Source organism: Phytopseudomonas punonensis (genome assembly GCF_900142655.1).
GTDB lineage: Bacteria > Pseudomonadota > Gammaproteobacteria > Pseudomonadales > Pseudomonadaceae > Aquipseudomonas > Aquipseudomonas punonensis.
In genome coordinates this window covers 95810-121908 of record NZ_FRBQ01000010.1, presented here as the reverse complement: position 1 = coordinate 121908, position 26099 = coordinate 95810, and the positions used below count along the sequence as shown (strand labels likewise).

Sequence of the window (26099 nt, the reverse complement as noted above, 5' to 3'; positions counted from 1 at the left end):
CTCGTCTAGCATTTAGCCTTCGCATACACACACTTAGCGGTGTACAGCGCAGGTTCCAGCCGTTAACGTAAAGCAAAGCCGTTTAGAGAGGAAGGACTCGTGGAACAGACGCTCACCGCCTGGTTGCTACCGGCGCTCACCCTGGTCGCTGGCATCGCCATCGGTTTCCTGATCGCCCGTCTTGCGCCCAATGCTGCTCCCAGCCGCACTCAGCGTCAGCTGGACGAGATGCAGGAACGTTTCGAGGCCTACCAGAACGAAGTGGTCACCCACTTCAACACCACCGCTAGCCTGGTCAAGAAGCTGACCCAGAGCTATCACGACGTTCAGGAGCACCTGTCGCATGGTGCCGACCGCCTGGCACTCGACGAAGTGACCCGCCAGCGCTTGCTCGCCACCCTGCACGCCGAGCCGAGCGCCGATAAACGCGAGCGCCTGACGCCGCCGCGCGACATGGAAATCCCCAAGGATTACGCGCCCAAGACTGGCGACGTGCCAGGCATGCTCGACGAGGGCTACGGCCTGAAGAACCGTTACTGAGCCACTGACTAGCAATACCCGAACCCCGCCCTTTGGCGGGGTTTTGTTTTAGGATGCTTGCACCGAGCCCGACAAGGAAGTGATTCCATGCCAGCACGTCCCTCACACCACCCTACCCGCCAAGCGCTGATGGATGCCGCCCGCGAGCTGCTGGACGGCGGCCGGGCCTTCAGCAGCCTGAGCTTGCGTGAAGTGGCACGCGCCGCCGGTATCGTGCCGACCGGTTTCTATCGCCACTTCAAGGACATGGACGCCCTCGGCCTAGCCCTGGTGGCCGAAGTGGGCGAAACCTTCCGCACCACCCTGCGCCAGGTGCGCCGTAACGAATTCGAGCTGGGCGGGATCATCGATGCCTCGGTGCAGATCTTTCTGCGCGCCGTGGAAGAGAACCGCGGGCAGTTCCTGTTTCTCGCCCGCGAGCAGTTCGGTGGTTCGCTGCCGGTACGCCAGGCGCTGGCGACCTTTCGCGACGATATCGCTGAGGACCTGGCCAGCGACCTGAGCCTGATGCCCAAGCTGCAGCACCTCGATGAAGCTGCCCGCAGCATGTTGGCCGACCTGGTGGTGAAAACCGTATTCGCCACCCTGCCGGAGCTGATCGACCCGCAAGGCGCTGCCCTGCCCGCCCATCGCCGGCCGGAAACCAAGATGATCGAGCAGCTGCGCTTTATCCTCATCGGCGCCAAGCGCTGGCGTGGCCTGAGTGCCTCGGAGCAGGACTGATTCAGCACGCAGCCAAGAGAGCGAAAAATCACCAGTGTGCGCAACCGCGCGCCCTTTCTGGCCTGCGCAGCGCTGCTCCCACGTTATCCACAGCTTGCTCCACATCTTTCGTGGACAACCTCGCTGGCAGAGCAGGCAACTCGCTGAAATACCTCAACTAATTGTTGACTTTCCGGCGCTTCGAAAACGCAAAAACAGCTGATCAAATAACGATCACCACTCGCCAAACCACAGCCGGCGAGGGCTGTAGCCGAGCATGCTCACCTTATCCACAGCAATGCCCACAACTGCCGTGGAAAACTCCGCCAGTCACAGTTTTAGCCATGCAAGTCACTGTTTCAAAACAGGTATGAGGCCTGCTCAAAAAAAGCGCTATGCCCTGCGAGTCACACCGCTCGAGCGCTACGCGGTCTTTTACACATCTTCGATACAGGCTTATCAACAGGCTCTGTGGGTAACTGAGGCAACCGACTGATGCTCCTGGATAAAAAGGCCTGCACAAAAGAAAAGGCCGCTGACATGCAGCGGCCTTTGCGATAACAGCCTGGCTTAGTCGACCAGAGTCACCGCGCCTTTCATCATGGCGGCGTGGCCCGGGAAGGAGCAGAAGAACTGGTAAGCCTCGCCCGCATCCAGCTTGCTGACGTCGAAGGTCACCGAGTCGGACTCGCCACCGCCAATCAGCTTGGTATGAGCGATCACCCGGGCGTCATCGGGTTTCAGGTAATCCTTGTCGACGCCGGCTGCGATGCCGTCGGTGCTGATGCCCTGAACGTCTGCGGTCTTGGCGACTACCAGGTTGTGACCCATGATTTTCTTAGGCAGGTTGCCCACGTGCTTGAGCTCGACGGTAAAGGTCTTGCAGCTCTTGCTGATCTTGATCTCCTTGGTATCGAAGGTCATCTGGTCGGTGGAGTGCACTTCCACCGAGCATTCGGCAGCCAACAGCGGCGCACTGACCAGGGCCAGCACAGAGGCGACGACAAACTTGCGAATCATGGGAGTCTCCTTGGCAGTAAAAATGTTCACAGCCTGCAGGGTGCCCTATCGGCCGGGCATTTCCCATGACCTGAGGCAACAGACCGCAGGCCATCCAGCCAGGCGATCCAGAAAAGCTATCGAGGCCATCCAGACAAACAAGCGGCCGAACGGATGCGCAGGCCCTACGCTGTGCCGAGGTTCAAAAGGAGAAGACCATGACCTTCATCGATAGCCTGCAGCAATGGTTTGCCGCTTATGCACAGGCTGCGAGCGGCAGCGCCAGCTAAACCATCCGGAAACACAACGGCCGCTGCAGAGCATGACCCTGCAGCGGCCGTCGCGTTACCTCCTAGTGCCCGCCCAGGTAGGCGTTGCGCACATCCTGATTGCCGAGCAGCTCCTGGCCGGTGCCGGTCATGCGGATTTCCCCAGTGACCATCACGTAGGCGCGATCACTCAGGCGTAGCGCGTGGTTGGCGTTCTGCTCGACCAGAAAGATGGTCATGCCGGTCTGCGCCAGCTCCCGCAAGGTGGCGAAGATCTGCTTGACCACGATGGGCGCCAGCCCCAGCGACGGCTCGTCGAGCAGCAGCAGCTTGGGTCGGCTCATCAATGCCCGGGCGATGGCCAGCATCTGCTGCTCACCGCCGGACATGGTCATCGCCCGCTGGTTGCGCCGCTCCTTGAGCCGCGGGAACAGCTCGAACATGCGCTGCATATCCTCGTCGGCGTGTTTGGTGCCGATCGGGATGGTGCCCATCAGCAGGTTTTCTTCCACGCTCATGTCCGGGAACACCCGGCGCCCTTCCGGGGACTGGGCGATACCGTTGGACGCCACGAAGTGGGTGCTCTTGCGGGTGATGTCCTCGCCGCGGTAGAGAATCTGCCCACCGCTGGCCCGTGGCTGGCCGAAGATCGACATCAGCAGCGTGGACTTGCCCGCGCCGTTGGCGCCGATCAGGCTCACCGTCTCGCCGGGGTTGATGTGCAGGTTGACCTTCTTCAGCGCCTGGATCTGCCCGTAATGCACGTCGACGTCCTTGAACGCCAGCAGCGGTGCCGTATTCACATCGCTCATGCCACTTCCTCCTCGTCCGCGCCGAGGTAGGCGGCGATCACTTTCGGGTCGTTCTTGATGGCGTCCGGGCCGCCCTGGGCGATCACCAGCCCGTGGTCGAGGACGATGATGTGGTCGCTGATGCTCATCACCATGCCCATGTCGTGCTCGATCAACAGCACGGTCAGGCCGTGCTCGTCACGCAGCAGGCGGATGATCTTGCTCAGCGCGTGAGTTTCCGAGGGGTTGAGGCCCGCGGCTGGTTCGTCCAGGCAGATCAGCTCTGGGCCGGTGCACATGGCGCGGGCGATCTCCAGACGGCGCTGCTGGCCATAGGAGAGTTCGCCAGCCAGGTGGTTGGCCTGCTCGACCAGGTCGACCACTTCCAGCCAGTAGAAGGCGGTGTCCAACAGCTTGTTCTCGGCACGCCGGTAGCCGGGCGTGTTGAGAATGCCCTTGATCATGCTGCGCTCGGCGAGCATGTGCTGGGCCACCAGCAGGTTTTCCAGCACGGTCATTTCCTTGAACAGGCGAATGTTCTGGAAGGTACGCGCCAGCCCTGCCCGGTTCACCAGGTGAGTGCCGCCAAACATCTTGTACCAGAGGCGCGAGCCGAACTGCCGGGGCTTGATGAAGTCGGCAGCCTGGAAGGGTTCCCCGAGAATCTGGATCACGTCGGTCTGCCGGCCCTGGGCGTTGAGCATGATCTTGCCGCCAGTGGCCGAGTAGAAACCGGTCAGGCAATTGAACACCGTGGTCTTGCCGGCGCCGTTGGGGCCGATCAGGGCCGAGATGGAATTGCGCTTGATCGAGAAATTGACGTCGCTGAGCGCCTTGATGCCGCCGAAGTGCATCATCAGGCCGTCGACCGAGAGGATTTTATCGCTCATGGCGCGACTCCTTTACGCGGGGCGATGCCGATGCGGTTGATGCGAATCAGCCCGCGCGGTCGCCAGATCATCATCACCACCATCAGCACACCGAACAGCAGCACGCGGTAGTCGGCGAAGCTGCGCAGCAGCTCCGGGGCGATAGTCAGCACGAACGCGGCGATCACCACGCCCACAGTCGAGCCCATGCCGCCGAGCACCACGATGGCGAGGATCAGCGCCGACTCGAAGAAGGTGAACGAGGTAGGGTTGACGAAGCCCTGGTAGGTGGCGAAGAACACCCCGGCGATGCCCGCAGTCGACGCACCGAGCATGAACGCCGAGAGCTTGACCAGCACGTGGTTCAGGCCCATGGAGCGGCAGGCGATTTCATCCTCGCGCAGCGCTTCCCAGGCGCGGCCGACCGGCATACGCGTGAGGCGATGCTTGACGTACAGCACCAGCAGCACGACCAGCACCAGCACCGCATAGATGAACAGGAACTTCATGTTGGGGTTGTAGGCCACGCCAAAGAACTCGTGATACGGCACGCCGCCGTCCTTGGCACGGCGGGCGAACTCCAGGCCGAAGAAGGTCGGCGACGGCGCGCTCATGCCGTTCGGGCCGCCGGTCACTTCCAGCCAGTTGGTCAGCACCAGGCGGATGATCTCGCCAAAGCCCAGGGTGACGATGGCCAGGTAGTCGCCGTGCATCCTCAGCACCGGAAAGCCCAATATCATTCCTGCGAACGCCGCCATCAGCGCCGCCAGCGGCAGCATGCTCCAGAAGCCCAGGCCCAGGTACTCATAGCCCATGGTCAGGCCGTAGGCACCGATGGCGTAGAAGCCGACGAAGCCCAGATCGAGCAGCCCAGCGAGGCCGACCACGATGTTCAGGCCCAGGCCGAGCAGCACGTAGATCAGGCCGAGAATGATCACCGTCAGCAGGTATTTGTTGGCGAAGAACGGAAAGATGATCGCCAGCACGATCAGCGCCGGAATGATCCAGCGCATCCGCGACACGTAGCCCGGTGGCTGCACGCCAACGCCACCGCCGGAGCGCTCGAAGCCCTCCAGCACCGTGCGCCCCTTGCCGGTCTGCAGAAACAGGCTGAGCAGCAGGCGGCCGACCATCACCACGCCGACCATCCAGGCCACGCGGTCGAACTGCGGGGTGAAGTCGTAACCCTTGAGCACCACGCCCACCACCGGGCCGAACACGATCAGGGCGATCAACCCGGCCATCAGCGCATCGACCAGGCTCTTTTTCACATCGATAGAAGTCGTACTCACGGCATCACACCTTGGTTACCTGAGGACGGCCCAGCAGGCCCTGGGGACGGAAAATCAGAATCAGCACCAGCAGCGAGAAACTGAACACGTCCTTGTAGTCGGAATTCACCATCCCGGAGAACTGCGCCTCGGCCACGCCGAGAATCAGCCCGCCGAGCATCGCGCCGGGCAGCGAACCGATGCCGCCGAGCACCGCTGCGGTGAAGGCCTTGATGCCGATGATGAAGCCGGCGTAGAAATCGAAAGTGCCGTAGTTGAGGGTGATCAGCACCCCGGCCAGCGCGCCCATGGAAGCGCCAATGACGAACACGTAGGAAATCACCCGATCGGTATTGATGCCGAGGATCTGCGCCATCTTGCGGTCCTGCTGGGTGGCGCGGCACATGCGCCCGAGGCGGGTCTTCTGGATGATGAAGGTCAGCGCCAGCATGCCGATGATGGCCGCGGCGATGATGAACAGCTTGGTGTAGGTGATCATCACGTAGCCGTCCCCCACATGCAGGCGCAGCGCGCCCTCGAGCATGGTCGGGATGCCCTGTTGCCGCGCGCCCTGGCTGAGCTGCACGTAGTTCTGCAGGATCAGCGACATGCCGATGGCGCTGATCAGCGGCGCCAGCCGCGTGGAGTTGCGCAGCGGTTTATAGGCGATGCGCTCGATGGCGAAGCCGTACACCCCGGTGACCACGATGGTGAACACCAGCGTGCCAAGAATCACCAGTGGGAAAGAATGCACACCGAAGAACGCCAGTACGGCGATGGCGATGGCGGCGAGGTAGGCCGAGACCATGTACACCTCGCCATGGGCGAAGTTGATCATGCCGATGATGCCGTAAACCATGGTGTAGCCGATGGCGATCAGGCCGTAGACAGAACCAAGGGTCAGGCCGTTGACCAGTTGCTGCAGGAAGATACCGTCCATTGAAAAATCTCTGAGTCCGTGACGGAAAGAAGCGCGTAGTCGCCAGGCGACCGCAGCAGCCCCGGCAGGTCATGGCCCGCCGGGTTTGGAGGTTTGTTCACGAGAGGCAAGGTGAGATAAGACAAAGCAACCATCTTGTGGGAGCGGGCCATGCCCGCGATTCGCGCACAGCGCGACATCAGGCACATGACCCCATCCCAAGAACGGCGACTCCGACTCCACCCTGCCGCTCGAGAAAACCCTGCTCTTAAAGCTGCTTGTACTTGCCGTCAGCGCCCCACTGGTACATCACGTAGTCAGAGACTTTCAGGTCGCCCTTCTCGTCGAACTCCTTCTTGCCCATCACCGTCTGCACCGGGTTGGCCTTCAGCCAGGTAGCGGCTTCGGCGCCATCGGTGCCCTTGATGCCGGCGAAGGCCGCGGCGACCACCTGCATCGAGGCGTAGGAGTACAGGGTGTAGCCTTCCGGCTCGTAGCCATTGGCGCGGAATTTCTCGATTACCGCCTTGCCGTCGGCGATCTGGCGCGGGTCGGCACCAAAGGTCATCAGCACGCCATCGACGTACTGCGGGCCGCCGGCAGTGCCGACCATCTCGTCAGTAACGATGCCGTCGCCGGAGATGAACTTGGCGGTAACGCCCTGCTCGCGCATCTGCCGAACCAGCGGGCCGGCCTCGGCATGCAGGCCACCGAAGTACACCACCTCGGCACCGCTGGCGCGGATCTTGGTGACCAAGGCATTGAAGTCCTTCTCGCCACGGGTCAGACCTTCGTACATCACTTCCTTCACGCCGCGCTTGTTGAGTTGCGCACGGGTGGCATCGGCCAGGCCCTGACCGTAGGTGTCCTTGTCGTGTACCACGGCGATTTTCTTGGCCTTCAGCACGTCGACGATATAGTCGCCGGCGACGATGCCCTGCTGGTCGTCACGGCCGCACATGCGGAACATCGCGGTCAGGCCGCGCTCGGTCACCTGCGGGTTGGTGGACGCCGGCGTTACCGCCAGGATGCCCGCCTCGTCATACACCTCGGACGCCGGCATGGTCGACGACGAGCAGAAGTGCCCGATCACCGCCACCACCTTGTCCGCATCGACCATGCGGTTGGCTACCGACACCGCCTGCTTGGGCTCACAGGCATCGTCGCCCTTCACCAGCTTGATCTTCTCGCCGTTGATACCGCCCGCCGCGTTGATATCCGCCGCAGCCTGCTCGGCACCGCGCCACAACTGGTCACCAAACGCTGCGTTGCCGCCGGTCATCGGCGCACCGACACCAATGATGATGTCCGCGTGAGTCAGCGAGGAAAAACCCAGTGCGCCAGTGATCGCGAGCGCCAAGAAACCTTTCTTGAAAGACGTGTGAGGCATGGACGTGCTCCTGAGGAGTTTTAGGATTGGCCCGCCTGTTGGAGCAAGCGCTATGCCATTCGCACGGCCGTTTGAAACTTCTAGACGAAAGTCGCGGTTGAGGGTGGTGTAACCGGAGATGTACCCGTGCAATGCGTCACTTTCGATAGAAAAGGCGCCACGTTCACCACAAACCGCCGCCAGTTACGCACCGTAGCCGGGCAAGGCGTCGTCCATGCTGGTGCAACCATGGGAAACACTGCACAACCTTGGACAGGGTGCTCGGAAGCTTGTGAATGGCTGCCGCTTTGCCAGCCAAGGCTTATTCCAGAGCGGTCTATGCACCTTTCGGATTGGCCTAACGGCTGATTGCCGGCGTTGTAACCGGTAACAGCGTCGCCCTGGCCTCAGCGCTGCCAGGACGATGCCCGTTGCGGCCACTTCACCTCGCCCTTGATCACCTGGGCACTCAGCTCCAGGGACGACTCATCGGCCAGGTTCGGGTAGCGCTTGCGCATGGCGGTGATCAGCTGCGCCGAATCCTTGGCCTTGCCGGCCTCCTCCTCGAACGCCTGCAGGTACTCGCGGGTTGCGGCGACGGTCTGCGGCGAATCCGGCAGGCTACCATCGGCGTTGGCCAGGTAATGACCGGGCACCACGCGGCTCGGCTTCAACGCCTCGATGGCCGCCAGCGTAGCCAGCCAGTCGCGGCGCGATTGCACAGTCTGGGTATCGGCCATCCACACATGAATATTCGCCGACACCGGGATGCCGCCGACCACCGTCTTCAGCGACGTAATCCACACGAAGGTACGCGCCGGCTCCGGCCCGCGAATCTCCAGCACCTGACCATCCACGATCAGCTTCGGCGCCTTCAGCGCTTCGGGCACCACCAGCGCCGCCGGCGCATTGCCCTCCATGATCGGCCCCCAGTGAGCCAGCTTGCCGTCCTTGCTCGCCTCGATGGCAGCCACCGTCTCGGCAGTGGCGACGATCTTCGCGTCCGGGAAGGCGCGGTGGATCACATCCAGCCCGAAGTAATAATCCGGGTCGCTGTGGCTGATATATACGGTGGTCAGCTTATTGCCGGTAGCGCGCACCTTCTCGACCAGCGCCTGGGCATCGTCACGCTGGAACTGCGCATCGATCAGCACCGCCTCGGTAGGCCCAGACACGATCTGCGCTGACACCGGGAAAATCGACTTGGCACCGGGGTTATACACCTCCAGCTTGAGCGGCTCAGCCGCCAGCACCTGACCGGCCACGGCCAGCACGGCACTGCCTAACAACAAAGGACGTAACAGACGGAGAGCTTTCATGGCATGGCCTCGCAAGGGAAAGTGCGAGCCATCATAGAGAGACGGATAGGTTCGAAATACAGACTAACGCGCAATGTTTTGTTGCGCGTTTTGGCGCAAATAGCTGCTCTGTTCTGGCGGCGAGTTCGCCCATGCGACTAAAAGCCATCCACACCTGGTGGCGCACCGCCAGCATTTCGCAGTAAGGTCGGCCATCGCCTCTCAAGGAAGAACCATGGCCAGCAAGAACGCGCCTGCCGCTCATCAAAAGCACCTCGCCGTCCTCATCGACGCCGACAATGCGCTGCCGCCGTTGAAGGCCTCCTCAAGGACATTCACGTTAAACGAGTTTTCGATTAAATAAGAACTTAAAAAATAGCTCCGCAACTCAAGATGGCGCTCGGCTAGAAAATTTGATTGCAGCTTAGCAATATCGAGCCAAGCCACTACTATATAAAATAAAATCAGGAATATCCAAAACGTGAAAAACAACGAGAGCACACACGCACATACCCCTAAAGAAAAATACGAAATATTAATCAAAATTCTTGACACAATTCGCGAAGAATCCAGAGTTTCGGGACACAAGCGATACACGCCATCCGAGGCAGAAGAAGATCGCCTAAATAATGCGCGCGCACGAGCATACATACACCTCTTTCTAAAGGTAATGTTTGGGATAACTGATTTTAGCGAGCGAGAAAGATGGATTACAGACGATTCATATGACGGCGGCATTGACGCATACTACATAGATAAAGAGACAAAGCAGATATTCTTAATTCAGTCAAAATTCAGAACAACTAACAAAAATTTCGAAACCAAAGAAATAGCTCTTTCAGAAATACTACAAATGGACATTGATCGAATACTGGACGGAGAAACCCACGACGAAGAACAAAACGAATACAACGGCAAGATAAAACAACTACAGAGAGAAATAGGGAGAATTGATGACATAGCAAGATACAAGTATAGAATTGTAATCTTGGCAAATCTAAATGGAGTTTCAAGCCAAAAAATAAGGAATTTAACAGGCGGATATAACGCCGAGGTATTTGATTTTAAGAAAAGCTATGAGAAACTTGTTTTTCCAGTAGTGTCTGGAAATTATTTTGCTGCCTCCGAAATAACAATACCGGTCGACATTTCGAACAAAAGCTCAGGCACAAAAATCAGCTACACCGTCACAACAAAAGCAAACGACTGCGAGATAACTGTTTTATTCGTACCCGCAATTGAAATAGCCAAAGTAATGAGCAAGTACAAAAACTCAATTTTGCAATTCAACCCAAGAAGTCACTTAGAGCTTGAAGGGCAACAGGTAAATACAGCCATCAGAAACACTATTGAAAAAACATCAACCAATGAACTGGCCTTATTCAACAACGGAATCACAATAATATCCGACGAAACCAGTATAAACGAGAAAGTAGGCATCAAGTACCAAGCACAACTCCTAATAAAGAACCCACAAATAATTAACGGAGGCCAAACATCTTATACTCTAAGCAAGATTTATGAAGAACAGAAAGAGTCAGGAGACTTAACTGTATTTAACAACAAAGAAATCTTGCTAAAAGTAATTACACTAGTAACAAACACAGACACTCAAGCCAAACTTCAGCTAATAGATGAAATCTCAAACGCAACTAACAAACAAACACCCGTAATCACTGCTGACAAACTAGCCAACGACACAATCCATAAAAAGATCCAATCGGTGCTTTTTGAAGAAAGCGGCCTACTTTACGAACGAAAGCGAGGCGAATTCGCTGACGGACTCCATAACAAATATATATCTGAGCAACAAATAATCGAAAGAAACCTGTTCTTCAGACTTTTCTATTGCTGCAAAGGATTAATAGAACTAACAAACCAAAAAAGGCTATTCCAACGAAGTGAACTACAAGAACTAAACGAGCAAGACACCATAGTAATAAAGAGAGTCCCTAACGCGTACAAACTATATGAAGCACTAACATCTACAAAAAGAAAAAACACCAAGGTAAGCCAAACACAGTATGCAAAAATTTACATAGGCACGCTATTGCTTGGTGATAGAACAAACATCAGCGAACAGGATCTAGACCATATAAATGAAATCTGGACCGACTTAGAAAACAACTTAAAGAAAAAGTACCCAAATTTTACTAGCAAAAAGAACAAGACCACATCAGATTCTTCAAACCTGATAGAAACATTCAGCTATCGCAGCTATTTCAGAAGCAAATTCTTTCTCCTAGACGCCAAAGACGGCGTTGCAAAATTCACTAATACATCTGGCCCTCTTAGCAAGTAAATCAATTATTAAAACTTGGCCCGCAAGAACTCCACGCGGTGTATGAGTCGTACTCCAATCGCCCCTTCAGAAGGCCGAACGAAATCGTTGTGTAGAGGGCCGGGCGGGCAGCCTTGAGCGGCATGGATGCCGCGAGAGCCGCGATGGGCCAGGGATGGCCCTTCGCGGCGGGCCCTCGGAGCAATGATGGAGTGAGGGGAGTCGAGCGTAGCGAGTCGGGACGCCTAGTTCCGGATGCAGGGGCACAGCGTTTTTGCTTACTTTTTTGCGGGGCCGGCCTTCCGGCGTTTGAAAAAAGTGAGTCGCCGTAAGGGCGAAACCGGTTTTTCAGGCGATAGATGGGCGGCGCCGGAGTGCGGTACCCAACCGCAAACCATGTGTCGCTGCCGATAGCGATTCGCGGGCATGGCCCGCTCCCACAGTTGGGGATCTCACAATTCCTACTCACACAGCTCATCTCCCACAGAGATGAGCCGCACGCCGACTTTCCGGGCACCAACAAAAAGGCCGATCATCTGATCGGCCTTTTCGCTACCTCACCCCACCTCAGCTATTGCTGGGAAACGCAAACTGCGCCGCCTCGTGGGTCTTGCGCTGCGGCCAGCGCTGGGTGATCGACTTGCGGCGGGTGTAGAAACGCACGCCGTCCGGGCCGTAGGCGTGCAGGTCACCGAACAGCGAGCGCTTCCAGCCGCCGAAGCTGTGGTAGGCCACCGGCACCGGCAGCGGCACGTTGACGCCGACCATGCCCACTTCGATCTCGTCGCAGAACAGCCGCGCCGCTTCGCCATCGCGGGTGAAGATGCAGGTGCCGTTGCCGTACTCGTGGTCGTTGATCAGCTTCATGGCGGTTTCCAGGCTGTCCACACGGACGATGCACAGCACCGGGCCGAAGATCTCGTTGGTGTAGATGCTCATGTCCGCGGTCACCCGGTCGAACAGGCTGCCGCCGAGGAAAAAGCCGCTTTCATTGCCGGAAACGCTCAGGCCGCGACCGTCGACCACCAGTTGAGCGCCAGCAGCCACGCCAGCCTCGATGTAGCCGGTGACCTTGTCCTTCGCTGCAGCGGTAACCAGCGGACCCATGTCCAGGCCGCACTGGGTGCCGGCGCCGATCTTCAGGGCCTTGATCTGCGGGACGATGCGCTCGACCAGGGCATCGGCGATCTGGTCGCCCACGCACACGGCCACCGAAATGGCCATGCAGCGCTCGCCGCAGGAACCGTAGGCGGCGCCCATCAATGCGCTGACGGCGTTATCCAGGTCGGCGTCGGGCATCAGCACTGCGTGGTTCTTGGCGCCGCCCAGGGCCTGCACGCGTTTGCCGTGCTTGCTGCCTTCGGCGTAGATGTATTCGGCGATCGGCGTGGAGCCGACGAAGCTCAGGGCCTTGACCTCCGGCGCCTGGATCAGCGCATCCACCGCCGTCTTGTCGCCATGCACCACATTGAGCACGCCTGCGGGTAGGCCGGCTTCATGCAGCAGTTGGGCGATGTACAGGGTGGAGCTGGGGTCGCGCTCGGACGGCTTGAGAATGAAGCAGTTGCCGCAGACGATGGCCAGCGGGTACATCCACAGCGGCACCATGGCCGGGAAGTTGAACGGGGTGATGCCGGCGACCACGCCGACCGGCTGAAAGTCGCTCCAGGCGTCAATGTTGGGGCCGACGTTGCGAGTGTATTCACCCTTGAGAATCTCCGGTGCCGAGCAGGCGTATTCGACGTTCTCGATACCGCGCTTGAGCTCACCGGCGGCGTCTTCGAGGGTCTTGCCGTGCTCTTCGGCAATCAGCTTGGCGATGGCTTCTTCGTGCTGCTCGAGCAGTTGCTTGAAGCGGAACATCACCTGGGCGCGCTTGGCCGGCGGCGTGTTGCGCCAGGCCGGAAAGGCCTCTTTGGCCGAGTCGATGGCCTGCTGCACGGTGGCCACGTCGGCCAGGGCGACGCGGCGAATCGCTTCGCCGGTGGCCGGGTTGAACACGTCGGCGCTGCGGCCGCCCTGGCCGTCGGTGAGTTGGCCATGGATCAGGTGCTGGATGGTGGTCATTGAGTCCTCCGAATGCTGTTCGCTTGGGCGGCAGCGATGCAGGCCGCTGCCGCAGGAAATGGGGTGGTCACTTGAGTTCGGTTTCGACGAAGACCACTTCGTGGTCGCTGGCGTTGACCACGTTGTGCTCGACGCCCGCCTTGCGGAAGTAGCTCTGCCCGGCGACCAGCGTCGCGTGCTTGTCACCGTCCGCGGTTTCCAGCAGCAGGGTGCCGTCGGTCATCGGCACCACCACATAGTCGTAGCCATGGCGGTGGCGGCCGGTTTCAGCACCGGGTACGAAGCGCCACTCGGTGACGATCACTTCGTCGTTATCCACCTGCACGGTGGCCACCGCGTGTTGTCGACCGGCCATCAGGCGATACCCTGCAGCGCGTCGCCAACGGCGCTGAACACGCGGTCGAGGTCTTCGATCTTGGCGTTGAACATTGGCCCGAACTGCAGGCCGTCGCCGCCGAAGCGCACGTAGAAGCCGGCCTTCCACAGGGCGATACCGGCCTCGTACGGGCGGATGGTCGGGTCGCCGTCACGGGGCGCCAGCTGGATCGCGCCGGCCAGGCCGCAGTTGCGGATGTCGACCACGTGCTTGGCGCCCTTGAGGCCATGGATGGCGTTCTCGAACTTGGGCGCCAGCTCCGCGGCCTGCTGGATCAGGTTCTCGCGCTTGAGCAGCTCCAGCGACGCCAGGCCGGCGGCGCAGGCCACCGGGTGGGCCGAGTAGGTGTAGCCGTGGGTGAATTCGATCATGTGCTCGGGCGTCGGCTGGCCCATGAAGGTCTGGTAGATCTCGCGGCTGGCGATCACCGCACCCAGGGGGATGGCGCCGTTGGTGATCTGCTTGGCGACGTTGAGGATGTCCGGCGTGACGCCGAAGTACTCGGCGCCGGTCCACTTGCCCATGCGCCCAAAGGCGGTGATCACTTCGTCGAAGATCAGCAGGATGTTGTGCTGGGTGCAGATCTCGCGCAGGCGCTCCAGGTAACCCGCTGGCGGCACAATGACGCCGGCCGAGCCGGACATCGGCTCGACGATCACCGCGGCGATGTTCGAGGCGTCATGCAGTTCGATCAACTTGAGCAGCTCATTGGCCAGCTCGACGCCGCCGGTCTCGGCTGCCCCCCTGGTGAACGCCATGCCCGGCTGCAGGGTGTGCGGCAGGTGGTCGACGTCCATCAGCTGGCCGTACATCTTGCGGTTGCCGGCGATGCCGCCGAGGCTGGTGCCGGCGATATTCACGCCGTGGTAACCGCGGGCGCGGCCGATGAACTTGGTCTTGCTGGCCTGGCCCTTGAGGCGCCAGTAGGCCTTGGCCATCTTCACGGCGGTGTCGGCGCACTCGGAGCCGGAGCCGGTAAAGAACACGTGGTTGAGCTCGCCCGGCATCAGGTCGGCCATCTGCTCGGCGAGCTTGAACGACAGCGGGTGGGCGTACTGGAAGCCCGGCGAGTAATCGAGGGTGCCGAGCTGCTTGGCCACCGCCTCCTGAATTTCCTTGCGGCAATGGCCGGCGCCGCAGGTCCACAGGCCGGACAGGCTGTCGTAGACCTTGCGACCGGAGTCGTCGGTCAGCCAGGCGCCTTCGCCGGCGACGATAATCCGCGGGTCGCGCTGGAAGCTGCGGTTAGCGGAAAACGGCATCCAGTGGGCATCCAGCTTGAGCTGGCTGGCCAGGGGCGGCGTTGCGGTCTGCGGCATGTTCATGACGATGGCCTCGGCAGTGGCGGCGTGATCGGGAATAACGAGGGAGGGGCTTTAGCCGCGAGAATCAGCAGCAATCGCGGCTAAAGCCGCTCCCACAGGTATAGGTCGGTTGTCAGCCAAGGTGCCACAGGCATAAAGTCACTCAAACCAGACTCTTCTTAACCTCAGTTCAGTGATGACTAAACAATGAGCAGCCGACGCCCCGAACCTCTCGCCCAGGTCAGCGACTTCGATATCCGCCTGCTCAAGCTGTTTCGCAGTGTGGTCGAGTGCGGCGGGTTTTCTGCCGCAGAGAGCGTGCTGGGCATCGGCCGTTCGGCGATCAGCCAGCAGATGAGCGACCTGGAGCAGCGCCTCGGCCTGCGCCTGTGCCAACGCGGCCGCGCCGGCTTCGCGCTGACCGAGGAAGGCCGCGAGGTGTACCAGTCGACCCAGCAACTGCTTGCAGCGCTGGAGAGCTTTCGCACCGAGGTCAACGGCCTGCACCAGCACCTGCGCGGCGAGTTGAACATCGGCCTGACCGACAACCTGGTGACGGTGCCGCACATGCGCATCACCGGCGCCCTCGCCCGCCTCAAGGAACGCGGGCCGGACGTGCGGGTGAACATCCGCATGACCCCGCCCAGCGAGGTCGAGCAAGGCGTGCTCGACGGCCGCCTGCATGTCGGCGTGGTGCCGGTGGTCGGCGGCCTTTCCGGCCTGGATTACCAACCGCTGTACGACGAACGCTCGCGGCTTTATTGCGCGGTCGGCCATCCGCTTTTCTATGTCGATGACAAGGAGCTGGCGGACGAGCGCCTCAACGCTCAGGACGCCATCGCGCCGACCTTTCGCCTGCCGCCGGAGATCCAGAACCACTACGGCGTGCTCAATTGCACGGCCAGCGCGTCGGACCGCGAAGGCATGGCGTTTCTGATCCTCACCGGGCGCTACATCGGCTACCTGCCCGACCACTACGCCGAGGCGTGGATCAAGGAAGGCCGCCTGCGCGCGCTGAAGGCCGATTCGCGCTTCTACGACATCAGCCTGGCCTCGGTGACCCGCAAGGGCCGCCGGCCGCACTTGGTGCTGGAGAGCTTTCTGCAGGAATTGGCGGCGAGCGCCTGAGCGGTCGCTTTTGATCACTTGGGTGTGCGCTTGAATGAGCGGCATAAAGGCAGAAGCGCTCGTTCGCTACGTAGGGTGGACGACGCTTCACCCGTCCACCGCTCCGAAACCGCAATGGTGGATGAAAAAAGCGTCATCCACCCTACGCCTGAGCAAACAGCCGTTCGCCAATCCACTGTGGGAGCGCGCCATGCGCGCGAAAAATCGCGGGCATGGCCCGCTCCCACAGGGAATGCACAAACGTCCGCTACCGCCATCTTTCAACCATTAAGGCGCCCTACTCGACCTTCTCGTAATGCCCGCCGCAGTCGGTAAAACAACTCTTGTAGCTGTCCGAGCAGATGCTCGTGTCCGGCCCGCTGATCGCCGTGGGCTGCGGGCACAGCGACTGGAGGTTTGGGTCGCGGGTGCTGTTGTGCAGGCAATTCTGGTAGGTCTGATTCTGGGCGTCGTAGATCACCTTGAAGCCCTGGTACGACTCTTCTGCACGCTGCCTGCATGCGCTTGCCTGCTCGGTGCATTTACGCACGCAGGCCTGGCCTTCGGCCGTTTGCGGGGGCACTTCGCGGTACTGGGTGCAGCCGCCGAGCAGGGTCAGCGCGGCAAGCAAGGTCACGGGCAGGAAACGATGGGGCACAGTTCAAGTCCTTGTGAGGTTCGAGCAGGCCGCCTGAGCGTGGCGGCAGAAGCAAAAGCCTCTTTCTGAGAACAGGCGCTCTGGATGGTTCCCGCTGAGCGACATAACAGGTAACAAGTCATCCTGGCGATGCAACCGATTGGCCGAAGTGGACGACTAACCTCATCTGCCTAGCCCTTTTCGCAATGGAGCACGCCATGCCCAGCCGTCGCCATTTTCTGCAGGGCAGCGCTGCCCTGATGACCATCACCGCCGGCAGCCAATTGCTGCCCGGCTTTGCCTTCGCCGCCAATCCGTCACCGCTGCTGCAACGCAAGATCCCGTCCAGCGGCGAGAGCCTGCCGGCGATTGGCCTGGGTACGTCGCAAACCTTCAACGTGAGCCTGGACAACACCAGCCTGATACCGCTCGACGAAGTGGTGCGCGCCTTTATCAATGGCGGCGGCACGCTGATCGACACCGCGCCCAGCTACGGCGCTGCCGAAGCGGTGACTGGCGAGCTGCTCAAACGCACCAAGACCCAGGGCAAGGCGTTTCTTGCCTCCAAGCTGTCGAGCACCGGGCGCGAGCGTGGCCTGGCGCAGTTCGAGGCCAGCCTCAAGGCGCTGCAGACCGACAAGATGGACCTGCTGCAAGTGCACAACCTGCAGGACACCACCACGCAACTAGCGCTGGCCCGCGAACTGCGTGAGCAGGGCAAGGTGCGCTATATCGGCATCACCCATTACATCGAGTCGGCCCACGACGACCTACTGGCCGTGCTCGCCAAGGAGAAGGTCGACTTCGTGCAGCTCAACTACTCGGTGGGCGAGCGCAACGCCGAGAAACGCCTGCTGCCCTACTGCGCCGACAACGGCATCGCCACGCTGATCAACCGTCCGTTCCAGCGCGCGCAGTTGCTCAGCCGGGTGAAGGGCAAACCGCTGCCAGAGTGGGCCAACGAAATCGACGCGACCTCCTGGGCGCAGCTGCTGCTCAAGTTCATCCTCGCCAATGAGGCGGTAACCGTGGCGATTCCGGCCACCTCGAACCCGCGCTATATGGTCGACAACCTCAAGGCTGCCCAGGGCCGCTTGCCGGATGCGAAGCTGCGCGAACGCATCGTCCAGGCCTTCAGCTGATCCACGCGGGTTCTGCGGACATACACTAGGCTCCCCCGGCGCTTGTCACGCCCGCAGCAGAGGAGTATTTCTTCACCCGCTGAGCCCCTCGATCACCACGGAAGCCCCTTGATGCCCCCCGACGCCACCGCTGCACGCGCCACCACCGGCAAACCGACTGGCCGCATCCGGCAGAAGAACGAAGAAGCGATCATCGCCGCCGCCGTGGAGCAGTTCGCCTGCCACGGCTTCAAGGGCACCAGCATGAACACCATCGCCCAGGCGGTGGGCCTGCCCAAGGCCAACCTGCATTACTACTTCAGCAGCAAGCAGGGCCTGTACCTGGCCGTGCTGAGCAACATCATGGAGCTATGGGACAGCGCCTTCGACAGCATGAGCGTCGACGACGACCCAGCCGAAGCGCTGGAGCGCTACATCCGCGCCAAGCTGGAATTCTCGCGCCGTTATCCGAAAGCCTCGCGCGTATTCGCCATGGAGGTGATCAGCGGCGGCGCCTTCCTGTCCCAGCATCTCGGCGATGATCAGCAGAGCTGGTTCCGCGAGCGCGCGGCGATCTTCGAGCAGTGGATCGCGGCCGGCAAGATGGACGCCGTCGACCCCACCAACCTGATCTTCATGATCTGGAGCAGCACCCAGTACCACGCCGATTTCGCCTCGGAGATCTGCCGGGTCACCGGCCGCTCGCGCCTGACCAAGCCGGACTATCAGGCGGCTGCCGACAACATGGTGCGCATCATCCTCAAGGGTTGTGGGCTGAAGCCGAGCGTCTGATGCCTTACCTGCTACTCGCCCCCTGTGATTACCGCGAGGAAATCCGCAAGAGCCGCTTTCTCGCCCAGGCCCGCGCCATCAGCAGCGCGGCCGATGCCCAGGCGTTCATCGACGAGGTCAGCGACCCGGGCGCCTCGCACAACTGCTGGGCCTGGAAGCTCGGCCAGCAATACCGCTTCAGTGACGATGGCGAACCCGGAGGCACCGCCGGTAGGCCGATTCTGGCGGCCATCGAGGCGCAGGGTTTCGACGGCGTGGCTGTGGTGGTGACGCGCTGGTACGGCGGCATCCAGCTCGGCACCGGCGGCCTGGCCCGCGCTTATGGCGGCAGCGCCAACAAATGCCTGCAAAACGCCGAGCGCCAGGAACAGGTGCCGCGCACCGCCTGCGCCTGCCATTGCGGCTTCGCCGAACTGGTCCTGCTCAAATCACGCCTGGCCGAATTCGATGCCGTGCTGGAACAGGAAAGCTTCGATGTCGAAGGCGCCGAACTACAGCTGGCCGTGCCGCAACCGCAGATCGAGGGCCTAAGGCGCCTGCTTGCCGACATCAGCCGTGGGCGCAGTAGACTGCGCATCATCGAGTGACCACCGCCCACTTGCCATGGAGCCTCTATGAAGCCGCATCTGCTGATTCTCAACCCGCTCAGTGAAACCAGCCTGGCACGCATCGCCGAACACTACCGGGTAACCCACGCACCGAATGCCAAGGCCCGCGAGGCGGCCATCGCCGAGCACGGCACGAACATCGAAGCGGTGCTGACCATCGGCACCATCGGCCTGAGCGGCGAGGAGATCGCTCGCCTGCCAAAGCTCGGCTTCGTCGGCACGCTCGGTGTGGGTTATGAAAAGGTCGATATCGAGGCGGCCCGCGCTCGCGGCATCGCCCTGAGCAACGGCGCCGGCAGCAATGCGGTGTGCGTGGCCGACCACGCCATGGCGTTGCTACTGGCGGCGATCCGTGACGTACGCCGCCTGGACAATGCCTGCCGCGCTGGCATCTGGCGCGACGCCCTGCCGATGACCGATGGCGTCAGCGGCAAACGCCTGGGCATCCTCGGCCTCGGCGCCATCGGCGAACAACTGGCCCGCCGTGCGGCGGCCTTCGACATGCCGGTGGGTTATCACAACCGCTCACCGAAAGCCGGCAGCCCCCACCAATACTTCGCCAGCGTGCAGGCGTTGGCGGATTGGTGCGACTGCCTGGTGGTGGCCATTCCCGGCGGCGCTGCGACCCATCACCTGGTCAATGCCGAGGTGCTCGATGCGCTGGGGCCGCAAGGTTATCTGATTAACGTGGCGCGCGGCAGCGTGGTGGACACCGCGGCGCTGGGCAGCGCACTACGCGAGAAACGCATCCGCGCCGCGGCGCTGGACGTGTACGAAAGCGAACCGCTGCCGCCCACCGAGTTGCTCAACCTCGACAATCTCACTATCACCCCCCACGTCGGCGGCAACTCGCCTCAGGCGCTGGAGCAATCGCTGAGCCAGTTTCTCGACAATATTGGCCGGCACTTTCGGGGGGAGGCGCTGCTGACGCCGATCTGAGAATCTCTTTTTAGGCGAGATAAATGAGGCTGCAACCAATGCAAGAGCAGCCTTTGGTACGGTGGACGACGCTTCATCCGTCCACCGCACTGCTATCGCAATGGTGGACAAAAAGAGCGTTGTCCACCCTACGAGACTGCAATTGAATAATGCGGGCTCCCTGTGGGAACGGGCGGGGACGCCTAGTCCATGCCCGTGACTTTTCGCGGGCATGGCCCGCTCCCACAGGGTAATAGTCTTCAGACCGTAAGATGGGTCGGGCCGCGTAGGCGCTAGCCCATCAAAACCACGCGCGCCAGACCAAACTACCCTACCCGCCCCCACTCACCTGCAAGCCAATCCCCAGCGCCTTGGCCAGCGACAGCGGTAACAGTAAGGTATCGAGCAAGGCGCTGGCCGGCAGGTCGACGCCCGCGTAACGCGGCGCCTCGGCGCCAAAGCGCTCGACCGGGCAGCAGCCGTCCTGCAGCGCGTACCAATCCAGCCGCGTGCCGGCATACACCACCGGCGCGCCGGGCTTGTTGGCATCCAGCGTACGTGCGGTGGCGCAGCCGCCCAGGTGCAGGCAGGTGAGCAGCAGAAGCCAGCCAGCGTGCTTATTCATCGCCACTGTTGAGGTGATGCTCGCCCCAGCGCGGCAGCATGTCCTGAGGGATATTCAGGCAGTTGAGGATGCGCGCGACCACGAAGTCGACCAGGTCATCCACGGTCTGTGGCTGGTGATAGAAGCCCGGTGAGGCCGGCAGGATGGTCACGCCCAGGTTGGAGAGCTTGAGCATGTGCTCCAGGTGAATGCTCGAATACGGCGCCTCGCGCGGCACCACAATCAGCTGGCGGCGCTCCTTGAGGGCAACATCGGCGGCGCGCTCGATCAGGTTGTTGCAGGCACCGGTGGCAATCGATGACAGCGTGCCGGTGCTGCACGGCACCACCACCATGGCCGACGGCGCACCGGAGCCAGAGGCGACCGGCGCCATCCAGTCTTCCTTGCCGTAGACGCGAATCTGCCCGTCGGTGGCGCCGGTGTACTCGGTCAGAAACGCCTGCATGGCCTGCGGTTTGGCCGGCAGGCTGACGTCCGTTTCGGTAGCCATCACCAGCTGCGCGGCCTTGGAAATCAGGAAGTGCACTTCCCGATCCTCACGCACCAGGCAGTCGAGCAGGCGCAGGCCGTACTGGGCGCCCGAGGCGCCGGTCATAGCAAGGGTGATTCTTTCAGGGCCTGACATTCAGTCCTCCAGTGCCTTGGCCAGCTTGCCGTGCAGGCCGCCGAAACCGCCGTTGCTCATGATCACCACTTGAGTGCCAGGCCGTACCCGCGCCTTCACGCCGTCGATGATGGCCTCCAGAGAATCGCATACCTGGGTCGGGTTGGTCGCCCCGGCAACGGTGGCCGCCAGGTCCCAGCCCAGATTCGGCGGTGCGTACCAGAACACCGCATCGGCCTGCACGGCGGATTCGGCCAGGCCGTCACGGTGAGCTCCGAGCTTCATGGAGTTGGAGCGCGGCTCGATCACCGCGATGATCTGCTCGTCGCCGACGCGCTTGCGCAGGCCGTCGAGGGTGGTGGCGATGGCAGTTGGGTGGTGGGCGAAATCGTCATAGACGGTCACGCCGTTCACCTCGGCAACCTTTTCCATGCGCCGCTTGGCGTTGATGAACGTGCCCAGCGCCTCGATGCCCAGCGCCGGCACCACGCCAACATGACGCGCCGCCGCGAGCACGGCCAGGGCGTTGGCAACGTTATGCTGGCCGGTCAGCTGCCAGTCCACCAAACCTTCGACCTTGCCGTCGAAGCTCACTTCGAAACGAGAGCCGTCGGCGCTGAGCAGGCGGGCCTGCCATTGGCCACCTTCACCGGTGGTCTGCACCGGCGTCCAGCAACCCATCTGGATCACTCGCACCAACGCTGTTTCGCCGGCCGGGTGGATGACCAGGCCTTCACTGGGGATGATCCGCACCAGGTGATGGAACTGCCGTTCGATGGCGGCCAGGTCCGGAAAAATGTCCGCGTGATCGAATTCCAGGTTGTTGAGGATGGCGGTGCGCGGGCGGTAGTGGACGAACTTGCTGCGCTTGTCGAAGAACGCGCTGTCGTACTCATCCGCCTCGACCACGAAGAACGGCGTGTCGCCCAAACGCGCGGAAATTCCGAAGTTCTGCGGCACGCCGCCGATCAGAAAACCTGGTGCCATGCCGGCGTACTCCAGCACCCAGGCGAGCATGCTTGAGCTGCTGGTCTTGCCATGAGTGCCGGCCACAGCCATCACCCAGCGGCCCTGCAGCACATGATCGGCCAGCCACTGCGGGCCGGATACATAGGGCAGTCCCTTATTGAGCACATATTCCACTGCCGGGTTACCGCGGCTCATGGCATTACCAACCACCACCAGATCGGGTGCAGGCTGCAGGTGCGCGGGGTCGTAGCCCTGCATCAGCTCGATACCCTGGGCTTGGAGCTGGGTGCTCATCGGCGGGTAGACGTTGGCATCGGAGCCCGTAACGCGGTGGCCCAGGTCCTTGGCCAGCACGGCGAGCGAGCCCATGAAAGTGCCGCAGATGCCGAGAATGTGGATATGCATGAAAACCTCGAGAACAGGCGCGCCAGGGGCCAGGCGAGCCGCGTGAAAATATGGCCGCAGATTAGCACAGCGGCGCCTCGCTCCCAGCCTGCCTGAAGACGTGCAACGCGTGCGCTGCGCAGCCGTTAGCAAAACCGCTCGCTAAGCGAGTAAAGGCTCTGCGTCGCTGGCTTTAGGGCGAAAACTGCACTTTAATCGAAACGCCTGCCGTCTCCACCCGACAGCCAACGAGGCCCTCGCCTATGCGCATCGTGCAAGCCACCCTGGAGCACTTGGATCTACTCACCCCGCTGTTCGTTCGCTACCGCGAATTCTATGGAGAGCGGCCGTTTCCCGACTCATCGCGCAAGTTTCTGGAAACTCGCCTCAAGCGCGACGAATCGGTGATCTACCTGGCCCTGGCCGACGACGATGACAAGCTGCTGGGCTTCTGCCAGCTGTACCCGAGCTATTCGTCGCTGTCGCTCAAGCGCGTGTGGATCCTCAACGACATCTATGTGGCCGAGGATGCGCGCCGCCAGCTGGTCGCCGACCGCCTGCTGCAGACCGCCAAGAAGATGGCCAAGCAAACCCAGGCCGTGCGCATGCGCGTGGCGACCAGCCGCGATAACGAGGTGGCGCAGAAGGTTTATGAGTCGATCGGTTTCGTCGAAGACGATCAGTTCAAGAACTACGTGCTGCCCATCAATAGCGAGTAACTCCTGAGAACCTGCTCAAAGTCTGCTGCGCGTCGGCACTGCGGCGTTGAAAACAGGCTGGAATGCCAGCCCAGTCGGACTGCTCATTTACAGCTCGTAAACTCCGCGTCCTCGCCTGTTTTTGCGGGGCCGCCTAGGCCTTGCATTGCTCTAGCTCGCGAGGCTTTGAACAGGCTCTGAGCGCTTGCGGCCTGCGGCCGGGCTGTTAAGGTGACGCGTCTTTCAATCGAGCCGTTTGCATGTGGTCGTTTAGCGCCTGGCGCCGTCGTCGAATTCTCTCCCGTCACCCCGTCAGCGCCAGCAGCTGGGCCACGGTGCGCCAGCGCCTGCCGATTCTCGATGGCCTGAGCAGCGAAGAAGAGCAGCTGCTGCGCGAGCGCGCCGTGCTGTTTCTGCACGCCAAGCACCTGACCACCCTGCCCGGCCTGGAACTGGACGGCGACGACCGCCTCGCTCTGGCCGCGCTCGCCGAACTGCCGTTGCTCGGCCTGGCCGACCTGAACTGGTACCAGGGGTTCCATGAGGTGATCCTCTACCCCGACGACTTCGTCAGCCCACAACGCCATCGCGACTCCGGCGGCATCGAGCACGAATGGGACGGCGAACACAGCGGCGAAGCCTGGCAGCAAGGCCCGGTGATTCTCGCCTGGCCAGGCGTACAGGCCAGCGGCAGCTGGGAAGGCTACAACCTGGTGATCCACGAGCTGGCCCACAAACTGGACATGCTCGGCGGCGATGCCAACGGCCTGCCGCCGCTGCACAGCAATATGGACGTGACGCAGTGGGCCAGCGCCATGCAGCAGGCCTTCGACAGCATGAACGCCGAGCTGGACATTGACGAAGAAGCGCAGACCGCCATCGACCCTTATGCGGCGGAAAACCCGGCCGAGTTCTTTGCGGTCACCAGCGAGTATTTCTTCAATGCGCCAGACCTGCTCGAAGAGGCCTACCCGGCCGTCTACGAACAATTGCGCCTGTTCTATCGGCAAGACCCATTGGCACGTTTGCGCCGCCTGCAGGTCGAACACCCGGACTATCAGCAAGCCACACCCGCGCCCGCCGATACGCCAGATGGCTGTAATGGCAACGACGCAGGAATCCACCTATAATCGCGCCACTTTTTTTGGCGCACATCAGGGAGTCACCCATGAGCTACAGCAAGATTCCGGCTGGTAAAGACCTGCCGAACGACATCTACGTCGCTATCGAAATCCCGGCCAACCACGCGCCGATCAAATACGAAATCGATCACGACACCGACTGCCTGTTCGTTGACCGTTTCATGGCCACGCCGATGTTCTACCCGGCCAACTACGGTTTCATCCCGCACACACTAGCCGACGACGGTGATCCCCTCGACGTGCTGGTCGTGACTCCGTACCCGGTCGCACCAGGCTCGGTGATTCGCGCTCGCCCGGTTGGCGTGCTGCTGATGAGCGACGAAGCCGGCGGCGACGCCAAGCTGGTTGCCGTACCACACGACAAACTGAGCGTGCTGTACAAAGACGTCCAGGAATACACCGACCTGCCCCCGCTGTTGATTGAGCAGATCAAGCACTTCTTCGAGAATTACAAAGATCTCGAGAAAGGCAAGTGGGTCAAGGTTGAAGGTTGGGCCGGTGCCGACGAGGCCCGCAACCTGATTAACAAGGCAGTCGCGGCTTACCAAAAATAAGCTGAGACCACCCCCTAAAAGCCGGCCACAAGCCGGCTTTTTTATGCCTGCGGTTTAGCGCCGCGTCAGGGTACGGCCAAAGAACGCCAGCATCTGCTTCCAGCCATGCTCGGCCGCTTTTTCGTCGTAAACCGGGAAGTCCGGCTTCATCCACCCATGCTGTGCCGGGTAGTTTTCCGAGCTGAAGGTCACGCCAGCGTCGCTCAGGGCCTTCTCGAAACGCTCGGCCATTTCCGGTGGGTAGCTGCCGTCGTTCTCGGCGGCGGCGATATACAGCTCGGCCTGCAGCGCGGATGCTGAAAGATGTGGGCTGTCGGCGGCATCGGTCGCCAGGTTGCCGCCATGGAAGCTGGCGACCGCCGCGAAGCGTTCCGGTCGTGCACCAGCGGAGGCGATGGCCATGCCGCCGCCCATGCAGAAGCCCACCGCACCGATGCGCTCCCCGTGCACGTCGCTGCGCCCATCGAGGTAGGCGATATAAGCATCGATGTCCGCAGCAGCCTTGGCGTTGCCGGTGGTTGCCATCAGCGGCCCGACGACGGTGCGGAAATCACCCTTGAACACTTCCTTGGGGTCGAACGGCCCGTAGATGCCATAGCGGTAGTAGGTATCCGGCAGCAGCACCACATAGCCGGCATCGGCCAGCCGCTCGGCCATGCCGAGCACGCCTGGGCGGATGCCGACGGCGTCCATGTAGAAGATGATCGCCGGGCCGCCCTGCCCGTCAGCAGGCGTGAACACGTGGGCCGGGCATTGGCCGTCTGGCGTGGTGATGACTGTTTGCTCGTGAGCCATGTTGATCCTCCGGTTGGATGCTCCCGCCAGCTTCAGCCGATGCGGGCATAAATGGACGAAGTCAGGTATTGGTCAACAGAATGGCAAGCG

General features: G+C 61.3%; 27 protein-coding genes. 12 read left to right on the top strand and 15 right to left on the bottom strand.

All coding sequences use genetic code 11. The features are described 5' to 3' along the window. The first annotated feature begins 99 nt into the window (after positions 1–99). Positions 100–540: a Z-ring associated ZapG family protein gene (locus BUC40_RS19785; protein ID WP_073268040.1), complete on the top strand. Its 441-nt coding sequence runs from the start codon at positions 100–102 to the stop codon at positions 538–540. A gap of 87 nt (positions 541–627) precedes the next feature. Beyond that, positions 628–1263 carry a TetR family transcriptional regulator gene (locus BUC40_RS19780; RefSeq protein ID WP_073268038.1) on the top strand — a complete coding sequence of 212 codons (636 nt, stop codon included), beginning with the start codon at positions 628–630 and terminating at the stop codon, positions 1261–1263. A gap of 549 nt (positions 1264–1812) precedes the next feature. Here BUC40_RS19780 and azu read toward each other — a convergent pair. The 7 genes from azu to BUC40_RS19745 form a co-directional block, all read right to left on the bottom strand. Further along, a complete protein-coding gene (azu, locus tag BUC40_RS19775; protein ID WP_073268036.1) occupies positions 1813–2262 on the bottom strand; it encodes an azurin in 450 nt (149 codons plus the stop codon). 331 nt (positions 2263–2593) lie between these two features. Next, on the bottom strand, positions 2594–3322 hold the full coding sequence (locus tag BUC40_RS19770) for an ABC transporter ATP-binding protein (RefSeq protein ID WP_073268034.1): 729 nt from the start codon (positions 3320–3322) through the stop codon (positions 2594–2596). Continuing rightward, positions 3319–4191, bottom strand: a complete 873-nt coding sequence (locus BUC40_RS19765; RefSeq protein WP_073268032.1) for an ABC transporter ATP-binding protein — start codon at positions 4189–4191, stop codon at positions 3319–3321. Before BUC40_RS19765 ends, BUC40_RS19770 begins: the two co-directional genes overlap by 4 nt. Next, on the bottom strand, positions 4188–5462 hold the full coding sequence (livM, locus tag BUC40_RS19760) for a high-affinity branched-chain amino acid ABC transporter permease LivM (protein ID WP_073268030.1): 1275 nt from the start codon (positions 5460–5462) through the stop codon (positions 4188–4190). The genes BUC40_RS19765 and livM overlap by 4 nt, the downstream gene beginning before the upstream one ends. Before the next feature lie 4 nt (positions 5463–5466). Next, positions 5467–6381 carry an ABC transporter permease subunit gene (locus tag BUC40_RS19755; RefSeq protein ID WP_070887221.1) on the bottom strand — a complete coding sequence of 305 codons (915 nt, stop codon included), beginning with the start codon at positions 6379–6381 and terminating at the stop codon, positions 5467–5469. Between the two features lie 247 nt (positions 6382–6628). Beyond that, positions 6629–7750, bottom strand: a complete 1122-nt coding sequence (locus tag BUC40_RS19750) for a branched-chain amino acid ABC transporter substrate-binding protein (RefSeq protein ID WP_073268028.1) — start codon at positions 7748–7750, stop codon at positions 6629–6631. A 386-nt stretch (positions 7751–8136) separates the two neighbouring features. After that, positions 8137–9048, bottom strand: a complete 912-nt coding sequence (locus tag BUC40_RS19745; RefSeq protein ID WP_073268025.1) for an MBL fold metallo-hydrolase — start codon at positions 9046–9048, stop codon at positions 8137–8139. 214 nt (positions 9049–9262) lie between these two features. Between BUC40_RS19745 and BUC40_RS23255 the strand changes: the two genes are divergently transcribed. After that, complete coding sequence (locus BUC40_RS23255) at positions 9263–9391, top strand: hypothetical protein (RefSeq protein WP_279627154.1); 129 nt, start codon at positions 9263–9265, stop codon at positions 9389–9391. 117 nt (positions 9392–9508) lie between these two features. Further along, positions 9509–11329, top strand: coding sequence for an AIPR family protein (locus BUC40_RS19740; RefSeq protein WP_208605791.1), 1821 nt, complete (start codon positions 9509–9511; stop codon positions 11327–11329). A gap of 546 nt (positions 11330–11875) precedes the next feature. Here BUC40_RS19740 and BUC40_RS19735 read toward each other — a convergent pair. From BUC40_RS19735 to aptA, 3 genes are all read right to left on the bottom strand, one after another. Next, positions 11876–13375 carry a CoA-acylating methylmalonate-semialdehyde dehydrogenase gene (locus BUC40_RS19735; protein WP_073268021.1) on the bottom strand — a complete coding sequence of 500 codons (1500 nt, stop codon included), beginning with the start codon at positions 13373–13375 and terminating at the stop codon, positions 11876–11878. Positions 13376–13442: 67 nt separating this feature from the next. After that, complete coding sequence (locus tag BUC40_RS19730) at positions 13443–13730, bottom strand: cupin domain-containing protein (RefSeq protein ID WP_073268019.1); 288 nt, start codon at positions 13728–13730, stop codon at positions 13443–13445. Further along, on the bottom strand, positions 13730–15076 hold the full coding sequence (aptA, locus tag BUC40_RS19725; protein WP_073268017.1) for an omega-aminotransferase AptA: 1347 nt from the start codon (positions 15074–15076) through the stop codon (positions 13730–13732). The genes BUC40_RS19730 and aptA overlap by 1 nt, the downstream gene beginning before the upstream one ends. A 186-nt stretch (positions 15077–15262) precedes the next feature. Here aptA and BUC40_RS19720 point away from each other — a divergent pair, with 186 nt between their 5' ends. Next, the gene (locus BUC40_RS19720; RefSeq protein WP_073268015.1) at positions 15263–16183 is read left to right on the top strand and encodes a LysR family transcriptional regulator; all 921 of its coding nucleotides are present in this window, start codon (positions 15263–15265) and stop codon (positions 16181–16183) included. Positions 16184–16460: 277 nt separating this feature from the next. Here BUC40_RS19720 and BUC40_RS19715 read toward each other — a convergent pair whose 3' ends face one another. Continuing rightward, a complete protein-coding gene (locus tag BUC40_RS19715) occupies positions 16461–16820 on the bottom strand; it encodes a hypothetical protein (RefSeq protein ID WP_073268013.1) in 360 nt (119 codons plus the stop codon). Positions 16821–17017: 197 nt separating this feature from the next. On the opposite strand from BUC40_RS19715, the gene BUC40_RS19710 reads away from it, so the two are divergent. The 4 genes from BUC40_RS19710 (at position 17018) to BUC40_RS19695 (ending at position 20259) form a co-directional block, all read left to right on the top strand. Beyond that, the gene (locus tag BUC40_RS19710; RefSeq protein ID WP_073268011.1) at positions 17018–17941 is read left to right on the top strand and encodes an aldo/keto reductase; all 924 of its coding nucleotides are present in this window, start codon (positions 17018–17020) and stop codon (positions 17939–17941) included. Positions 17942–18052: 111 nt separating this feature from the next. After that, a complete protein-coding gene (locus BUC40_RS19705) occupies positions 18053–18712 on the top strand; it encodes a TetR/AcrR family transcriptional regulator (protein ID WP_073268009.1) in 660 nt (219 codons plus the stop codon). Further along, positions 18712–19299: an IMPACT family protein gene (locus tag BUC40_RS19700; protein WP_073268007.1), complete on the top strand. Its 588-nt coding sequence runs from the start codon at positions 18712–18714 to the stop codon at positions 19297–19299. The genes BUC40_RS19705 and BUC40_RS19700 overlap by 1 nt, the downstream gene beginning before the upstream one ends. Positions 19300–19326: 27 nt before the next feature. Further along, on the top strand, positions 19327–20259 hold the full coding sequence (locus BUC40_RS19695; RefSeq protein WP_073268005.1) for a 2-hydroxyacid dehydrogenase: 933 nt from the start codon (positions 19327–19329) through the stop codon (positions 20257–20259). Between the two features lie 310 nt (positions 20260–20569). On the opposite strand, the gene BUC40_RS19690 is transcribed toward BUC40_RS19695, so the two are convergent. Genes BUC40_RS19690 through mpl form a run of 3 tightly spaced genes read right to left on the bottom strand, consistent with a single transcriptional unit; the run spans position 20570 to position 22841 of the window. Then, on the bottom strand, positions 20570–20863 hold the full coding sequence (locus BUC40_RS19690) for a YceK/YidQ family lipoprotein (RefSeq protein ID WP_073268003.1): 294 nt from the start codon (positions 20861–20863) through the stop codon (positions 20570–20572). After that, positions 20856–21488, bottom strand: a complete 633-nt coding sequence (ubiX, locus tag BUC40_RS19685) for a flavin prenyltransferase UbiX (protein ID WP_073268001.1) — start codon at positions 21486–21488, stop codon at positions 20856–20858. Before ubiX ends, BUC40_RS19690 begins: the two co-directional genes overlap by 8 nt. Continuing rightward, positions 21489–22841 carry a UDP-N-acetylmuramate:L-alanyl-gamma-D-glutamyl-meso-diaminopimelate ligase gene (gene mpl, locus BUC40_RS19680; RefSeq protein WP_073267999.1) on the bottom strand — a complete coding sequence of 451 codons (1353 nt, stop codon included), beginning with the start codon at positions 22839–22841 and terminating at the stop codon, positions 21489–21491. It abuts the gene before it with no gap. A 242-nt stretch (positions 22842–23083) separates the two neighbouring features. Here mpl and BUC40_RS19675 point away from each other — a divergent pair, with 242 nt between their 5' ends. From BUC40_RS19675 to ppa, 3 genes are all read left to right on the top strand, one after another. After that, positions 23084–23539: a GNAT family N-acetyltransferase gene (locus tag BUC40_RS19675; RefSeq protein ID WP_073267997.1), complete on the top strand. Its 456-nt coding sequence runs from the start codon at positions 23084–23086 to the stop codon at positions 23537–23539. A gap of 239 nt (positions 23540–23778) precedes the next feature. Continuing rightward, positions 23779–24648, top strand: coding sequence for a M90 family metallopeptidase (locus BUC40_RS19670; RefSeq protein WP_073267995.1), 870 nt, complete (start codon positions 23779–23781; stop codon positions 24646–24648). A gap of 38 nt (positions 24649–24686) precedes the next feature. Then, entirely contained in the window at positions 24687–25214 is a 528-nt protein-coding gene (gene ppa, locus BUC40_RS19665) for an inorganic diphosphatase (RefSeq protein ID WP_073267993.1), read from the top strand. A 54-nt stretch (positions 25215–25268) separates the two neighbouring features. Here the strand turns inward: ppa and BUC40_RS19660 are convergent, their stop codons facing one another. Next, the gene (locus BUC40_RS19660) at positions 25269–26009 is read right to left on the bottom strand and encodes a dienelactone hydrolase family protein (protein WP_073267991.1); all 741 of its coding nucleotides are present in this window, start codon (positions 26007–26009) and stop codon (positions 25269–25271) included. Positions 26010–26099: the final 90 nt, after the last annotated feature.

Coding starts and splice junctions, on each gene's coding strand:
- BUC40_RS19755 (WP_070887221.1), bottom strand. CDS start 6,381: ATGGACGGTATCTTCCTGCAGCAACTGGTCAACGGCCTGACCCTTGGT.
- BUC40_RS19770 (WP_073268034.1), bottom strand. CDS start 3,322: ATGAGCGATGTGAATACGGCACCGCTGCTGGCGTTCAAGGACGTCGAC.
- ubiX (WP_073268001.1), bottom strand. CDS start 21,488: ATGTCAGGCCCTGAAAGAATCACCCTTGCTATGACCGGCGCCTCGGGC.
- BUC40_RS23255 (WP_279627154.1), top strand. CDS start 9,263: ATGGCCAGCAAGAACGCGCCTGCCGCTCATCAAAAGCACCTCGCCGTC.
- BUC40_RS19670 (WP_073267995.1), top strand. CDS start 23,779: ATGTGGTCGTTTAGCGCCTGGCGCCGTCGTCGAATTCTCTCCCGTCAC.
- BUC40_RS19705 (WP_073268009.1), top strand. CDS start 18,053: ATGCCCCCCGACGCCACCGCTGCACGCGCCACCACCGGCAAACCGACT.
- BUC40_RS19780 (WP_073268038.1), top strand. CDS start 628: ATGCCAGCACGTCCCTCACACCACCCTACCCGCCAAGCGCTGATGGAT.
- BUC40_RS19710 (WP_073268011.1), top strand. CDS start 17,018: ATGCCCAGCCGTCGCCATTTTCTGCAGGGCAGCGCTGCCCTGATGACC.
- BUC40_RS19720 (WP_073268015.1), top strand. CDS start 15,263: ATGAGCAGCCGACGCCCCGAACCTCTCGCCCAGGTCAGCGACTTCGAT.
- BUC40_RS19660 (WP_073267991.1), bottom strand. CDS start 26,009: ATGGCTCACGAGCAAACAGTCATCACCACGCCAGACGGCCAATGCCCG.
- BUC40_RS19765 (WP_073268032.1), bottom strand. CDS start 4,191: ATGAGCGATAAAATCCTCTCGGTCGACGGCCTGATGATGCACTTCGGC.
- mpl (WP_073267999.1), bottom strand. CDS start 22,841: ATGCATATCCACATTCTCGGCATCTGCGGCACTTTCATGGGCTCGCTC.
- BUC40_RS19750 (WP_073268028.1), bottom strand. CDS start 7,750: ATGCCTCACACGTCTTTCAAGAAAGGTTTCTTGGCGCTCGCGATCACT.
- BUC40_RS19675 (WP_073267997.1), top strand. CDS start 23,084: ATGCGCATCGTGCAAGCCACCCTGGAGCACTTGGATCTACTCACCCCG.
- BUC40_RS19695 (WP_073268005.1), top strand. CDS start 19,327: ATGAAGCCGCATCTGCTGATTCTCAACCCGCTCAGTGAAACCAGCCTG.
- BUC40_RS19745 (WP_073268025.1), bottom strand. CDS start 9,048: ATGAAAGCTCTCCGTCTGTTACGTCCTTTGTTGTTAGGCAGTGCCGTG.
- BUC40_RS19735 (WP_073268021.1), bottom strand. CDS start 13,375: ATGACCACCATCCAGCACCTGATCCATGGCCAACTCACCGACGGCCAG.
- azu (WP_073268036.1), bottom strand. CDS start 2,262: ATGATTCGCAAGTTTGTCGTCGCCTCTGTGCTGGCCCTGGTCAGTGCG.
- BUC40_RS19690 (WP_073268003.1), bottom strand. CDS start 20,863: ATGAATAAGCACGCTGGCTGGCTTCTGCTGCTCACCTGCCTGCACCTG.
- BUC40_RS19700 (WP_073268007.1), top strand. CDS start 18,712: ATGCCTTACCTGCTACTCGCCCCCTGTGATTACCGCGAGGAAATCCGC.
- BUC40_RS19730 (WP_073268019.1), bottom strand. CDS start 13,730: ATGGCCGGTCGACAACACGCGGTGGCCACCGTGCAGGTGGATAACGAC.
- ppa (WP_073267993.1), top strand. CDS start 24,687: ATGAGCTACAGCAAGATTCCGGCTGGTAAAGACCTGCCGAACGACATC.
- aptA (WP_073268017.1), bottom strand. CDS start 15,076: ATGAACATGCCGCAGACCGCAACGCCGCCCCTGGCCAGCCAGCTCAAG.